13 protein-coding genes, 1 other RNA gene and 1 pseudogene are annotated in these 12,743 nt (G+C 54.7%); 4 read left to right on the forward strand and 11 right to left on the reverse strand.

Annotation, left to right across the window (positions count from 1 at the left end; genetic code table 11):
- Nucleotides 1–21: 21 nt before the first annotated feature.
- Together SK35_RS18640 and yczE are read right to left on the reverse strand one after the other, a co-directional pair.
- A complete protein-coding gene (locus SK35_RS18640; protein WP_008783959.1) occupies nucleotides 22–375 on the reverse strand; it encodes a DUF1428 domain-containing protein in 354 nt (117 codons plus the stop codon).
- Nucleotides 376–439: 64 nt separating this feature from the next.
- Nucleotides 440–1,069 (reverse strand): membrane protein YczE, encoded by a 630-nt coding sequence (gene yczE, locus SK35_RS18645; RefSeq protein WP_048214785.1) that lies wholly within the window; start codon nucleotides 1,067–1,069, stop codon nucleotides 440–442.
- 87 nt (nucleotides 1,070–1,156) lie between these two features.
- On the opposite strand from yczE, the gene yczR reads away from it, so the two are divergent.
- Nucleotides 1,157–2,584: a MocR-like transcription factor YczR gene (yczR, locus tag SK35_RS18650; protein ID WP_048214786.1), complete on the forward strand. Its 1,428-nt coding sequence runs from the start codon at nucleotides 1,157–1,159 to the stop codon at nucleotides 2,582–2,584.
- A 59-nt stretch (nucleotides 2,585–2,643) separates the two neighbouring features.
- On the opposite strand, the gene SK35_RS18655 is transcribed toward yczR, so the two are convergent.
- The 3 genes from SK35_RS18655 to ffs all read right to left on the reverse strand — a co-directional run bounded on the left by SK35_RS18655 (nucleotide 2,644) and on the right by ffs (nucleotide 3,405).
- Nucleotides 2,644–2,862 (reverse strand): hypothetical protein, encoded by a 219-nt coding sequence (locus SK35_RS18655; RefSeq protein ID WP_008783956.1) that lies wholly within the window; start codon nucleotides 2,860–2,862, stop codon nucleotides 2,644–2,646.
- The gene (locus SK35_RS18660; protein WP_048214787.1) at nucleotides 2,859–3,110 is read right to left on the reverse strand and encodes a hypothetical protein; all 252 of its coding nucleotides are present in this window, start codon (nucleotides 3,108–3,110) and stop codon (nucleotides 2,859–2,861) included. The genes SK35_RS18655 and SK35_RS18660 overlap by 4 nt, the downstream gene beginning before the upstream one ends.
- Nucleotides 3,111–3,308: 198 nt before the next feature.
- Nucleotides 3,309–3,405: signal recognition particle sRNA small type (gene ffs / locus SK35_RS18665), an RNA gene on the reverse strand.
- 84 nt (nucleotides 3,406–3,489) lie between these two features.
- Between ffs and SK35_RS18670 the strand changes: the two are divergent.
- Nucleotides 3,490–3,879, forward strand: a pseudogene (locus SK35_RS18670) (MGMT family protein).
- Between the two features lie 31 nt (nucleotides 3,880–3,910).
- Here SK35_RS18670 and SK35_RS18675 read toward each other — a convergent pair.
- Nucleotides 3,911–4,480 (reverse strand): YbaY family lipoprotein, encoded by a 570-nt coding sequence (locus SK35_RS18675; RefSeq protein ID WP_003021666.1) that lies wholly within the window; start codon nucleotides 4,478–4,480, stop codon nucleotides 3,911–3,913.
- A gap of 212 nt (nucleotides 4,481–4,692) precedes the next feature.
- Here SK35_RS18675 and tesB point away from each other — a divergent pair, with 212 nt between their 5' ends.
- Nucleotides 4,693–5,553: an acyl-CoA thioesterase II gene (tesB, locus tag SK35_RS18680; protein WP_003831027.1), complete on the forward strand. Its 861-nt coding sequence runs from the start codon at nucleotides 4,693–4,695 to the stop codon at nucleotides 5,551–5,553.
- A 50-nt stretch (nucleotides 5,554–5,603) separates the two neighbouring features.
- Here the strand turns inward: tesB and amtB are convergent, their stop codons facing one another.
- The 5 genes from amtB to decR form a co-directional block, all read right to left on the reverse strand.
- Nucleotides 5,604–6,890: an ammonium transporter AmtB gene (gene amtB / locus SK35_RS18685; RefSeq protein WP_008783954.1), complete on the reverse strand. Its 1,287-nt coding sequence runs from the start codon at nucleotides 6,888–6,890 to the stop codon at nucleotides 5,604–5,606.
- Nucleotides 6,891–6,921: 31 nt separating this feature from the next.
- The gene (gene glnK / locus SK35_RS18690; RefSeq protein WP_003021657.1) at nucleotides 6,922–7,260 is read right to left on the reverse strand and encodes a P-II family nitrogen regulator; all 339 of its coding nucleotides are present in this window, start codon (nucleotides 7,258–7,260) and stop codon (nucleotides 6,922–6,924) included.
- Nucleotides 7,261–7,508: 248 nt separating this feature from the next.
- A complete protein-coding gene (locus tag SK35_RS18695; protein ID WP_008783952.1) occupies nucleotides 7,509–9,287 on the reverse strand; it encodes a SmdB family multidrug efflux ABC transporter permease/ATP-binding protein in 1,779 nt (592 codons plus the stop codon).
- Nucleotides 9,280–11,052 carry a SmdA family multidrug ABC transporter permease/ATP-binding protein gene (locus SK35_RS18700; RefSeq protein WP_048214788.1) on the reverse strand — a complete coding sequence of 591 codons (1,773 nt, stop codon included), beginning with the start codon at nucleotides 11,050–11,052 and terminating at the stop codon, nucleotides 9,280–9,282. Before SK35_RS18700 ends, SK35_RS18695 begins: the two co-directional genes overlap by 8 nt.
- A 44-nt stretch (nucleotides 11,053–11,096) precedes the next feature.
- Nucleotides 11,097–11,555 (reverse strand): DNA-binding transcriptional regulator DecR, encoded by a 459-nt coding sequence (gene decR, locus SK35_RS18705; RefSeq protein ID WP_003831023.1) that lies wholly within the window; start codon nucleotides 11,553–11,555, stop codon nucleotides 11,097–11,099.
- 116 nt (nucleotides 11,556–11,671) lie between these two features.
- Here decR and SK35_RS18710 point away from each other — a divergent pair, with 116 nt between their 5' ends.
- Complete coding sequence (locus SK35_RS18710) at nucleotides 11,672–12,727, forward strand: PLP-dependent cysteine synthase family protein (protein ID WP_122984023.1); 1,056 nt, start codon at nucleotides 11,672–11,674, stop codon at nucleotides 12,725–12,727.
- Nucleotides 12,728–12,743 lie beyond the last annotated feature (16 nt).

Raw genomic sequence — 12,743 nt, forward strand, 5'->3', positions numbered from 1 at the left:
CACGCCGCACAGCCAGTCACATCACTCTTCCATAATGGGCGCAAATCCACCGTAGATCATTCGCTTGCCATCAAATGGCATAGATTCACCGAACTCCTTCATACGGGGATCGGACATCATCTTCTGATTCGCCGCATCGCGGACCTCTTTGGAAGGGTATTCAATCCAGCTGAATACCACTTCTTCATGCTCCTGTGCTTTCACAGCCATGCGAAAATCGGTCAGTTTGCCGTCGGGGACATCATCTGCCCAGCACTCCACTACGCGCAATGCACCGAACTCCTTGAAAAGCGGAGCTGCTTTTGCCGCCATCGCAATGTACGCCTCCTTGTTTTCAGCGGGTACGGCAACCACAAAGCCATCAACATACTTCATGAGAAAAACCTCCGAAGTGTACTGCGCGGCAAGCCGATTCCGGCCGCGTCAGTCGAGGTTAAGTTTAGTCGCCAGTAGGCGATCGCGCCCCAGGTGCATTCCTGATACGCGTACGTGACTGCGGCTGATGCCGAAACCACGGCAGGCAAAGCTGAATCAACGGTCCGATAGCCAAGGCATACAGCACCGTACCAACCCCCACGGTTCCCCCCAGCAGCCAACCGATAAGCAGCACCGACACTTCGATTGCGGTTCGAATTCGTCGTACTGGCCAGCCGGTACGCGCGTGGATACCGGTCATCAGACCATCACGCGGACCGGCGCCAAAACCTGCGCCAATGTACAGGCTGGTTGCTAACGCATTCAATATTACCGCTGAAACCAGCAGCCCACTGCGCGCCAGCAGGGATTCAAATCCAGGAATCACCAGCAGCGCGGCATCTGCCGCCAGCCCGATCATAATCACGTTGCTCAGCGTGCCAAAGCCTGGACGCTGGCGTAACGGTATCCACGCCAGCAGCACCAACACGCCCACGGCAATAATCACCACGCCGATATTCATTGACAATAAATTGGCTACACCCAGGTGAAACACGTTCCACGGATCGGCCCCTAAATCGGCACGGACAAACATCGCCGTCGACACACCGTACAGCGTCAGCCCGATAAATAGCTGAAGTAAACGACGCAGCATGCTTTTCCCCTCTCACTCTCGGATAACTTTCATCTTCACCGCAATTGGCACTATGATTAATGTCCAGTTTTCAAAAAGTGGACTGTTATGTCATCTCGCCGTTATGGAAGTCAGTCTTTGCAACGCCTGCTCGGACACTGGCTGGAAAGCCCCTCGCGAACGCCCATCTGGCGACAGCTGGCAGAAGCGTTACGTCTGCTTATTCTCGATGGTCGGCTGGCGCTGGATAGCCGCTTACCGGGTGAACGCGAGCTCGCCGTCGTCCTGCAAGTAAGTCGAACTACCGTCGCCAGCGCTATGGCGCAACTGCGTGAAGAGGGATATCTGGAAAGCCGTCATGGTAGCGGCTCACGGGTGATCCTGCCGGAACATATTCGCCATGTGCCAACCCGGACCAGCACCGGCACAGCGCTTGATTTGTCCACGGCGGCACTAAGTGCCGGTCCCGAAATTCATCAGGCTTACCAGCAGGCGCTGTTTGCTATGCCACAGCATTTGCTGAGCTCCGGGTATTTGCCGCAGGGGCTGTCGGTATTGCGTGAGTCCATCGCTCAGCATTATTGCGATCGCGGGCTCCCGACGCAGCCCGATGAAATCATGGTCGTGAATGGTGCAGTCAGCGGCCTGGCGCTGATCCTGCGTTTGCTCACCGGCCCCGGCGATCGCGTAGTGGTCGATCACCCCACTTATCCCCTGGCGATTGCCGCGATTCAAGGCGCATCCTGTCGCCCCGTCGGCGTGTCGCTACCCGAGCACGGTTGGGATACCGCGGGTCTGGTCGCCACCATCGCGCAAACCGCACCGAGAATGGCCTACCTGATGCCGGACTTTCACAATCCGACCGGGCGTTGCATGGACGCTGCAACTCGCCAGGTCGTGGCGGATATTGCCGAACGAACCCGCACTACCCTGGTGGTCGATGAGACGATGGTGAACCTGTGGTATGACGCCCCGCCGCCACCGCCGCTTGCCGCATTCAATCGCGACGCGCCGATCATTCTATTGGGTTCGGCCGGGAAAAGCTTTTGGGGGGGATTACGTCTGGGCTGGATCCGGGCGTCGGCGCGAACCATTGCGGCGCTGGTACAAACCCGCGACACCTTCGATTTAGGCTCCCCCGTGCTTGAACAACTCGCCACCAGCTGGCTGCTGGATAACGCCGCCGACTTTCTTCCTGACAGAAGACGGCTACTCACATCGCAGCGCGATCTGTGCTCGAGCCTGATGAACGCACATTTCCCAGAGTGGCAGTTTACCCCACCACAGGGAGGACTCTCTTTTTGGGTTGAACTGCCCGATACGCTGGCAACGCTATTCGCTACGCGCGCCGAAAGCGTAGGCATTCAATTAGGAACCGGTACGCGGTTTGGGCTTGATGGCGCATTCGATCGTTTTTTGCGTATGCCTTTCACGTTGCCGGATGACACAGCGCGTGCCGCCTTCAGGGTGTTACAACCCATTTGGGATAACCTGCGTTTGCAGGCCAGCAGCGGGAAAGTACGCAAAATAATCTAAGCGACGAGTCAAAGGACTCGCCCTTATAAGCCGGGATGGATGAAAGAGTCCCGGTGATATTACCGCTGAGGGGGAACCGGAAAACCCTTCAGTGAAATCACGAAATTTTCACCGTCTTTCTTAATTTTTGCCCCAGCATCACACCAGTCGGAGGCAATACGGAAGAACTCATCGCTGCCGACATTCCAGCTCAGGCGGACATGTTTCACATAACCGGAGCGTAGTAAATCACAAGCTTCGCCGTAATTACTGGCGGTTGAGAGCGGTTGTTGTTTCATTTTTTCTTCTTCAGTAGTCTGCGCAATGCTTTGATTTCTTTAGGAGTCAGTGCTTCAACTACGGACTCTTCCGTATGCTGGCTATCGATATCCTCAGCGGAGACTCCCGCCTCTTCAACGGCGGTAAACGCAATCAGCAGCAGTTTTTCCTTCGCAACACTTAAATTTTCGTTATGCACTTCAGCGTAATGGCGAAGCTTTTCTTTTAGCGCCTCATCAATTTTGACATTCAATACAGCGGTCGACATCGTAGAAAATCCTTGTGGTCAGCCAAAACACACCGGATGTAAGACCCTGTCGTTACAGCGCGATGGCGGCGGCAAAAGCAACAAATAACATCCCCGAAACACATTGACAGCATTTGATGACAATAAAATGACAATACGATGACAAAGAAAAGAAGATAAGAAGAAGGGAAATTGCCGGACGGCAGAATTGGGTGGGGGCCCTGCCAGCTACATCCCGGCACACACGTCATCTGCCTTGGCTGCTTCCTTCCGGACCTGACCTGGTAAACAGAGTAGTGTTGCGGGAGAACCAACAGAGCCCCCATTGAGAGCGTTGTTAACCAACGCGCAGGCGCATTATCACTGCTGCACCCTGTAATTGCAACCCATCCAGCATCGGATGCTGTTTTCTTGTGCAATGCGGCTTCACTCCCTCGCCATTCGGCATTATGCTGGAGGATTAGCGCAGGAATAAATAATGGATATACAAGACACTTTCCCCCAACGCGTCTGGCAAATCGTCGCGTCAATCCCCGAAGGTTTCGTCACCACGTATGGCGATGTTGCCAGGCTTGCCGGTTCGCCGCGCGCTGCGCGCCAGGTCGGCGGTGTGCTTAAGCGTCTCCCCGAAGGCAGCACTTTGCCCTGGCATCGGGTGGTTAATCGTCATGGTGCCATTTCGCTGACCGGCCCCGACTTACAACGGCAGCGTCAGGCGTTGCTGGCAGAAGGAATAGTGGTTTCAGGAAGCGGGCAGATAGATTTACAGCGCTATCGCTGGGTGTACTAACCCTCTCCAGGCGGAGAGGGTTACGACTGCCTTAGTACTGCGTGGGAGCAGGAACGGCAGAAGAGGGATTTACCTGGGTTGGTGACGTTGACGGCACCGTGGTGGCTGCCCCACCGCTTGCCTGAACCGGTACTGCTGTTTGCTGTACAGGGACCAGCGTCAGGTCAGCTTTCGTACCACCCTGATTAATGACCGTCTGAACGGTATCAGTAATAAAGACCAGTTTGTCATTAACCGTAATTGCCGCACTCAGCAGAATACGGGCGTTAGGCTGAATATCTGCCGGGTTAAATGGTAATACAAAGCTGAATGGCGCCTGCTTACCTTCAGTACGGACCGCTTTTTGCGACAGCACTTTTGACGGTGCATCGGCCAGCGACGCATCTGACAGCGTGACGGTCAGCACCGCATCGGGTGGCAAGGCCACTTTCTGGCGGATCCATACCGTACCAGAAACGTTTGGCTGTTGAATTTTAGACTGTGTGTCAGCAATTGACGTATTAGGGCTTGGCGCAGGTGTCTGAATATCTGCACTTTTATCAGCACAGGCCGCCAGAGCGACCGCAACCGCTAAACCACTTACCATGTGCACGAGTTTCATTAAATTCTCCTTATCATCTATGCACCAGCGAGAACTATCCTCGCCAGAAGAGTGGTTAACAAAAACATAACGTGACTAAGTGTGGCACAAGACAGCTGTTTTTGCCTGTAATAGGCCTTTAATTCAGACAATTGCACCCATCGGACCACTTTCAAAATTGCGTTATACTCTGCCTACCTCGCTGCGAGATCGATATAACCTGGAGAGCACGTATGAGTCTGGCGCTGAAAAATTTGCTGACATTGTTAAATCTGGAAAAAATTGAAGAAGGACTCTTTCGGGGCCAAAGTGAAGACTTAGGGTTACGTCAGGTTTTTGGGGGACAGGTTGTCGGTCAGGCGCTGTATGCCGCCAAAGAAACCGTACCGGAAGAGCGTCTGGTGCACTCCTTCCACAGCTACTTTTTACGCCCCGGCGATAGCCAAAAGCCCATCATCTATGATGTTGAAGTCTTGCGTGATGGTAACAGCTTCAGCGCGCGCCGCGTTGCCGCAATTCAGAATGGTAAACCCATTTTTTACATGACCGCCTCTTTCCAGGCACCGGAAGACGGATTTGAACATCAGAAAACCATGCCGGATGCACCGGGTCCCGATGAGCTGAAATCAGAAACAGAAATTGCCCGCTCAGTGGCGCATTTACTGCCGCCGCTGTTGAAAGAAAAATTTATCAACGATCGTCCGTTGGAAGTGCGCCCGGTTGAATTTCATAACCCCTTAAAAGGTCACGTCGCACCTCCGGCGCGCCAGGTATGGATCCGTGCAAACGGCGAGCTGCAGGACGATCTGCGCGTCCATCAATATCTGCTGGGTTATGCCTCAGACCTGAACTTCCTGCCTGTAGCGCTGCAGCCGTACGGGATTGGTTTTCTGGAAAAAGGGATTCAGATCGCCACCATTGACCATTCAATGTGGTTCCACCGTCCGTTCAATATTAATGAGTGGCTGTTGTATAACGTCGAAAGTACTTCTGCCTCCGGTGCCAGAGGTTTTGTACGCGGGGAGTTTTATACGCAGGACGGCGTGCTGGTCGCCTCTACCGTGCAGGAAGGGGTAATGCGTAATCGCAATTGAGAATTACCGGATGGTGGCGCAAAAGCGTTGCCATCCGGCAGATTGAAACATCAAGCGTTGTAAGCGTTCTCGCCGTGACTGTTCACATCCAGACCTTCGCGTTCCTGCTCTTCCGGTACGCGCAGACCCACCGTCATATCCGCCAGCTTATAGCCAATGAAGGCCACCACGCCGGACCAGACGATGGTGATCGCCACGCTTTCCAGTTGCACCAGCAGCTGATGCCCCATGGTCACTCCCTCAGCAAAGCCCACGCCGCCCAGTGAGCTGGCAGCGAAAACCCCGGTCAGGATGCAGCCAACAATACCGCACACGCCGTGCACGCCAAACACATCACACGGATCGTCCACGCGCAGAAAACGCTTCAGCATGGTTACGCCCCACAGGCCAGCCAACCCCGCAACCACACCGATAATCAGCGCCCCGCCGACACCGATGTAGCCACATGCAGGTGTTACGCCCACCAGACCCGCAATAGCGCCAGAACAGGCGCCCAGCAGAGACGGTTTGCCACGCAGCGCCCATTCACCGAAGATCCATCCGAGGATGGCGGCGGCGGTGGCGACCACGGTATTGACGAAAGCCAGTGCGGCAATTTCATTCGCCGTTCCCGCTGAACCGGCGTTAAAGCCAAACCAACCAATGTAGAGAATAGCGGTACCGGTGAAGACCATCGGCAGGTTATGCGGTTTAAAGGCTTCTTTGCCAAAACCGACGCGTTTACCAATCAGATACGCACCAACCAGACCGGCAATCGCTGCGTTGATGTGCACGACCGTCCCGCCGGCAAAATCCAGTGCGCCGTGAGAAGCCAGCAATCCGCCGCCCCAGACCATATGTGCAATGGGGATGTACGACAGCGTTAACCACACCACCACAAAAATCAGCACCGCAGAGAAACGAATACGCTCAGCCAGCGCCCCGACAATCAGCCCAACGGTGATGCAGGCAAAAGATCCCTGAAAAGCAACGTGAATGTACTGGTAGAAGCTCCCCGTGACCGCCGTCAGCGCGATGTTCTTCAGCAATACCCAGTTGAAGTTGCCGAAGAAATTATTCCCTTCGCCAAAGGCCAGTGAGTAGCCATAAACCACCCATAGAATACAAACCAGAGCGAATGTCACCGTCACCTGAGTCAGCATCGACAGTACGTTCTTACCGCGAATCAAACCGCCGTAGAACAACGCAATGCCAGGGATAGTCATAAACAGCACCAGCGCGGTACAGATCATCATAAAAGCGTTATCTGCTTTATCCGCAACCGCCGGTGCCGCCATCGCCAGTCCCGGCAGTAGTGCCAGTGAAGCAATACCCGTTTTCATCGTTGCTATCTTCATTTTTTGGTTTCCTATCACTGTGTGCCAGAAGTTACAGTGCGGCTTCGTCGGCTTCGCCGGTACGAATACGAATCACACGTTGCAGCTCGGCGACGAAGATTTTGCCGTCGCCAATTTTTCCGGTGTATGCCGCCTTACTGATGACATCAATCACGCCATCCAGTTGGTCGTCGGCAATCGCCACATCAATCTTCACCTTTGGCAGAAAATTGACGCTATATTCAGCCCCACGGTACAGCTCAGCATGACCTTTCTGTCGGCCAAACCCCTTCACTTCGGTGACGGTCAGCCCCTGAATACCAATAGACGACAGTGCTTCACGGACGTCTTCCAGTTTGAACGGTTTGATTACCACGGTAACCAGCTTCATAGATCCCCTCCAGTCAGAATTCAGTAGTGGCTGCAGATACACGAGAGGAATATTGCAAGGGGTGTGCCAGGAATGAAAAACGCGGAATGATTCAGGTTCGCCGGGTACTATCGGGAGAGAAAAAGAAAAAACGCACTATAACGGTGCATAGTGCGTTACATTTTTGCACCAGATTGTTGATTGCCGGATGGCGGCGTAAACGCCTTACCCGGCCTACGATACCGCGTGGCCGGATAAGCACTGCGCCGTCAGGCGATAACAGAATCCTCTTGCGTGCTGGCGGCTAACTCTTCGCCCGCCAGCTGCAGCTGATACATCTGCCAGTAACGGCCTTGCGCCGCCAGTAATTGCTGGTGCGTACCACGCTCAACCGCCTGACCGCGATGCAGCACCAGAATGGTATCCGCATCGACAATCGTCGATAACCGATGCGCAATCACCACCAGCGTAGTGTGTTCACGGACCGCCGCCAGCGCGTGCTGAATGGCCTGTTCAGTACCGGAATCAATACTGGCCGTGGCTTCATCGAGGATCAGCACCTGCGGCGTTTCAACCAATACCCGCGCCAGCGCCAGCAGCTGTTTCTGCCCAACGGAGAGATTATTGCCCTGCTCGCCCAGCCGGGTATGGATCCCCTCGCTCAAACCCCGAGCCAGTTCTGCCAGTTGCACAGTCTCCAGCGCCTGCCAGACCCGCTCTTCTGAGATATCGCGACCCAGCGTGACGTTTGCCAGGAAGGTATCCGCCATCACCACCGGATCCTGCTGCACCATCGCGATGCCCTGACGTAACGCACCGTGGCTCAGAGAAGACAACGGACGTCCGTCAAGGCGGATTTCCCCCTGCGTAAGCGGGTAATATCCCATCAGCAGGCTGGCCAGCGTGCTTTTGCCGCTGCCTGTGTGTCCGACCAAAGCCACAAAGCTGCGCGAAGGCACGGACAGACTGATGTTTTGCAGCACCAGGTTGTCGTCGCGATAGGCAAATGAAACGTTATCCACCTCAATGTCTCCGCTTTTGAGCGGGCGATCGTCTTCACCATAGCGCTGACGAGGCCCGTCCATCAGTTCGAACACTCGCTCACCAGCGACAACCGCCTGCTGCAGCATTGATTGCTGGGTGGTCAGCTCGATCAGCGGTTCGTTCAAACGGCCGAGGTAGCTGATGAACGCGTACAGCACGCCAACCTCGATGGAGGTGCCAGAGGTAAAACTGAACAGCATCAGCAAACCGCAGAGGATCAGCGCCGAGAACAGGCTCAGCAGCGGACGCAGCAAAAAACCATCCAGTCGCAGGGTTTGCATACGCGCCATATAGTGCGAGCGGCTGGCCTCGCCCATTCTCTCGCCAAACCTTGCCTGCTGGCGGAACTGCTGGATAACGCTCATGCCGTTGATGACTTCGTTAAAGCCATCGTTAATATCCGCCAGATAAGCGCGCACCCGACGCACAATCGGGGTGCTGTAGCGTTGGTAAATCACCATCACCACCAGCACGGCTGGGAAAATGGCCATTGCCACCAGCGCCATGCGCCATTCCAGGCTGAACATTGCCACTAACATCGCGCCGATTAAGGCCGCGCTGCGCAGGACCGTTGCGACCACCGTCACGTACAGGTCGCGAATAACTTCAGTATCATTGGTCACGCGGGAGATAAGCTGCCCGACGGGCTGAGTATCAAAAGCACTGAGCGGCTGGCGCAGCGCAGCGTCCATTACGTCGGTGCGTAACTGTTGTACTACGCCAACCGCCGCCTGGTTAAACAGCAATGACTGCGCGTAATGCAGACCTGCCGCCAGCAGTTGCAGACCGACATAGGCCGCAACCAGCCCGGCAACCATCGCCAATGGCAGATTGTTCTTCGCCACCATGTTATCGATAAAATAGCTAATCAGCAGCGGACCGCTGACTTCCGCCGCCGCAGCCACCCATAGCATGACTACCGCAATCGCCAGCTGTTTTCGCCATGGGGAACCATACGCCAGCAGTCTTTTCAGAGTTGGCCATAATTGCCCGAAACTACGCATTAGCCGCCTCCTCGTTTATCTCTGGTGCATCAGACAGCGCCGCTTCAAGTTGCTGATAGCGGTACATGTCGCGATACCAACCGGGCTGTTGCACTAAAGATTCATGCTCACCGCGCTGAGCAATATGCCCATGCTGCATCACGATAATCTCGCTGGCTTCCGTCAAAGCCGATAAACGGTGTGCGCTGATAATCACGGTTCTGCCTTCGCCCCACTGGCGCAGGTTATGTAGGATCTGATGTTCGGTACGACCATCCACCGCCGACAGCGCATCATCCAGAATCAGAATTTCAGCGTTCAGCAGTAACGCTCGAGCGATAGAAATACGCTGTTTTTGCCCGCCAGACAGCATCACCCCGCGTTCGCCCACTTCGGTGTCGTAGCCCTGAGGAAGACGTAAAATATCCTCATGAACGCTGGCAAGGCGCGCCACATGCTCGATCTCTTCCTGCGTGGCCTGCGGGCGTCCTAAGGCGATGTTATTACCGACGGTATCGGAAAACAGGAATGGCGTCTGGCTGACAACCGCCAGTCGGCTGCGCCAGCTATCCAGCTGTAAGCGCGTTAATGGGATATCATGAAAGCGCACATCGCCCTGGGTGATATCAAAATGACGCTGGATCAGCGACAGTACCGTACTTTTTCCCGCACCGGTCGGACCACAGATGCCCAGCATCTGTCCAGGTTTGAGCTGGAAATTCACATTTTCCAGCGCCGGGTGGGTGGTTTGCGGGTAACAAAATTCGCGAATCGCCACCGCCAGCTCCCCGCGTCCTTCCGGCACCGGTTCAGTACCGTCATCCACTACCGGCGCTTCTGCCAGCATGGCGCGAATTCGGCTATACGCGGCGCTGCCGCGTTCGACGATGTTAAACATCCAGGCCAGCGCCAGCATCGGCCAAATCATCAGACCGAGATACATCATAAAGCTGGTGAGCTGCCCGAGCGTCAGCGAGCCGTGAACCACCATCCAGCTTCCCCCGGCAATCGCCAGCAGGTTAGCCATACCAATGGCGATATAAATCGTAGGATCAAAGCGGGCGTCAATGCGCGCCACACTCAGGTTTTTCTTACCGGTATCTTCAGCATCAGCGGCAAATAATGCCGACTGCCGATCCTCCAGCCCAAAGGCCTTGATCATACGAATACTGGTCAGGCTTTCCTGAGTACGATCGTTGAGACTGGAAAACGCCGCCTGCGCCAGCTTAAAACGGTGATGGAGTCGATCGCCGTAACGTTTGATCATCAACGCCATCACCGGCATCGGCAGCAGCGCAATGAGCGTCAGTTGCCAACTTATCTGCGTTGACATCACGATCAGCACCGCACACCCCATAACCAGCGAATCTACCAGCGTCAGCACCCCTTCTCCGGCGGCAAATACGACGCGATCGACATCGTTGGTTGCCCGCGCCATCAGATCGCCCGTACGGTGCCGCAGATAAAATTCTGGATGCTGGCGACTCAACTGACGGTAATAATCTTCCCGCAGCTCAACCGCCAGTTGGTAGGATGCGCCAAAGAGCAGCACGCGCCAGACATAACGCAGCAAATAAACCACCACGGCAATCAGGGCAATTGTCCCCACCCACATCAGCAGCCGCTCGGTGGTGAAGCGTTGAGTCGTCACGCCATCCACAATGATCCCGACCACTTTCGGCGGAATAAGCTGAAGGATAGCGATGATGATAAGCAGGGCCACTGCCCCGAGGTAGCGACGCCACTCCCGGCGGAAGTACCAGCTTAATTGAGCAAATAATCGCACGCGTTATGTCCTGACAAGATTTCCGGCAATAAGCGCCGGGAGAATTATTCAATAGGTAGAGCAGTTGTGTATTTAATCTGTTCCATGGCAAAGCTGGAGGTGACGTCAGACAGGCCCGGTACGCTGTTCACCAGGCGCTTATAGAATTCATCATAGCTTTTCATATCAGCAACCTGCACTCGCATCAGGTAGTCATACTCCCCTGCCATACGCCAGAACCCCAGAACCTCGGGCATTCCGGTCACTTCAGTGACAAAGCGGCAATACCATTCGCTGCTGTGATGCTGAGTTTTGATCAGCACAAACGCGGTGAGTCCCAGCCCCAGTTTTTCTGGATCCAACAGGGCGACTCTGCCCAGCAGGATACCGTCATCCTCAAGTCGTTTGAGACGTTTCCAGCAGGGGGTGGTAGTCAGATTAACGGCATCTGCTAATGCCTGCAAAGAAAGGGTGCAGTCCTGTTGCAGTAAGCCGAGTAGCTTGCGGTCAATTTTGTCTAACATATCCACTCCACAGAGAAGAATTTTCTCCTTACATTCTATTTTAAAGGCTAAATGGCAACAATTTTTTCCGTGCTTTTCGCTATTCTGGGCACAAAATGACAAATGGATATCTATTAATGATGAATAGCTCCTGGGTTAAAAACGCCATCAATGAAATCAACGCGGATTATCAGCGTTCTGCGGATACGCATCTCATTCGCCTGTCGCTACCGGCGTTCCCGGGCATTCAGCTCTATTTAAAAGATGAGAGCACGCATCCGACCGGGAGTCTGAAGCATCGTCTGGCGCGCTCACTGTTTCTGTACGGATTGTGCAATGGCTGGATCAAAGAAGGCACCACCATCATTGAATCATCGTCCGGTTCAACGGCGGTCTCTGAAGCTTATTTCGCTCGACTGTTAGGGTTGCCATTTATTGCCGTCATGCCTTCCTGTACGGCAAAACGTAAAGTTGAACAGATTGAATTTTACGGCGGTCGCTGTCATTTCGTGGAAAGCGCCTGCGAAATCTATGCGGCCTCTGAGCAACTGGCGCGTGAGCTGAACGGTCATTACATGGACCAGTTCACTTACGCTGAGCGCGCCACCGACTGGCGCGGCAATAATAATATCGCCGACAGCATCTTTCGTCAGATGCAGTGCGAGCCCAACCCCGTTCCCCGCCATATTGTGATGAGCGCCGGAACCGGTGGCACCTCAGCAACCATTGGCCGCTATATTCGCTGTCAGGGCTACGACACTCAACTGATGGTGGTAGACCCGGAAAACTCGGTCTTTCTGCCCTTCTGGCAGGATCGCGATGCCACGTTACGCAGCCCGGTAGGAAGTAAAATTGAAGGTATCGGGCGTCCGCGCGTAGAACCCTCTTTCATTCCTGACGTGGTCGATGAAATGCTGCGCGTGCCGGATGCCGCAAGCGTGGCCACCGCGCACTGGCTGGAAACGCAGTTGGGCCGCAAAGTCGGCGCTTCAACTGGCACCAATATGTGGGGAACGCTGCAACTTGCCGCCCGTATGCGCGATGCCGGAGAAAGCGGCTCACTGGTGACGCTGTTGTGTGACAGCGGCGAACGCTATCTGGAAACCTACTACAACCCACAGTGGGTCGATGCACACATCGGTGATTTAACGCCGTGGAAAGCGGAGCTCGCCCGACTACTGAACACCCATTAATAGGATAAAAAAAAGC

The organism is Citrobacter sp. MGH105, from assembly GCF_001037485.2.
Lineage (GTDB): Bacteria > Pseudomonadota > Gammaproteobacteria > Enterobacterales > Enterobacteriaceae > Citrobacter > Citrobacter portucalensis.

Bases quoted from the DNA above. Each gene is read 5' to 3' on its own strand.
- tesB (WP_003831027.1), top strand. From the start codon at position 4,693: ATGAGTCTGGCGCTGAAAAATTTGCTGACATTGTTAAATCTGGAAAAA.
- SK35_RS18710 (WP_122984023.1), top strand. From the start codon at position 11,672: ATGATGAATAGCTCCTGGGTTAAAAACGCCATCAATGAAATCAACGCG.
- SK35_RS18675 (WP_003021666.1), bottom strand. From the start codon at position 4,480: ATGAAACTCGTGCACATGGTAAGTGGTTTAGCGGTTGCGGTCGCTCTG.
- SK35_RS18655 (WP_008783956.1), bottom strand. From the start codon at position 2,862: ATGAAACAACAACCGCTCTCAACCGCCAGTAATTACGGCGAAGCTTGT.
- glnK (WP_003021657.1), bottom strand. From the start codon at position 7,260: ATGAAGCTGGTTACCGTGGTAATCAAACCGTTCAAACTGGAAGACGTC.
- yczE (WP_048214785.1), bottom strand. From the start codon at position 1,069: ATGCTGCGTCGTTTACTTCAGCTATTTATCGGGCTGACGCTGTACGGT.
- SK35_RS18695 (WP_008783952.1), bottom strand. From the start codon at position 9,287: ATGCGTAGTTTCGGGCAATTATGGCCAACTCTGAAAAGACTGCTGGCG.
- yczR (WP_048214786.1), top strand. From the start codon at position 1,157: ATGTCATCTCGCCGTTATGGAAGTCAGTCTTTGCAACGCCTGCTCGGA.
- amtB (WP_008783954.1), bottom strand. From the start codon at position 6,890: ATGAAGATAGCAACGATGAAAACGGGTATTGCTTCACTGGCACTACTG.
- SK35_RS18660 (WP_048214787.1), bottom strand. From the start codon at position 3,110: ATGTCGACCGCTGTATTGAATGTCAAAATTGATGAGGCGCTAAAAGAA.
- decR (WP_003831023.1), bottom strand. From the start codon at position 11,555: ATGTTAGACAAAATTGACCGCAAGCTACTCGGCTTACTGCAACAGGAC.
- SK35_RS18640 (WP_008783959.1), bottom strand. From the start codon at position 375: ATGAAGTATGTTGATGGCTTTGTGGTTGCCGTACCCGCTGAAAACAAG.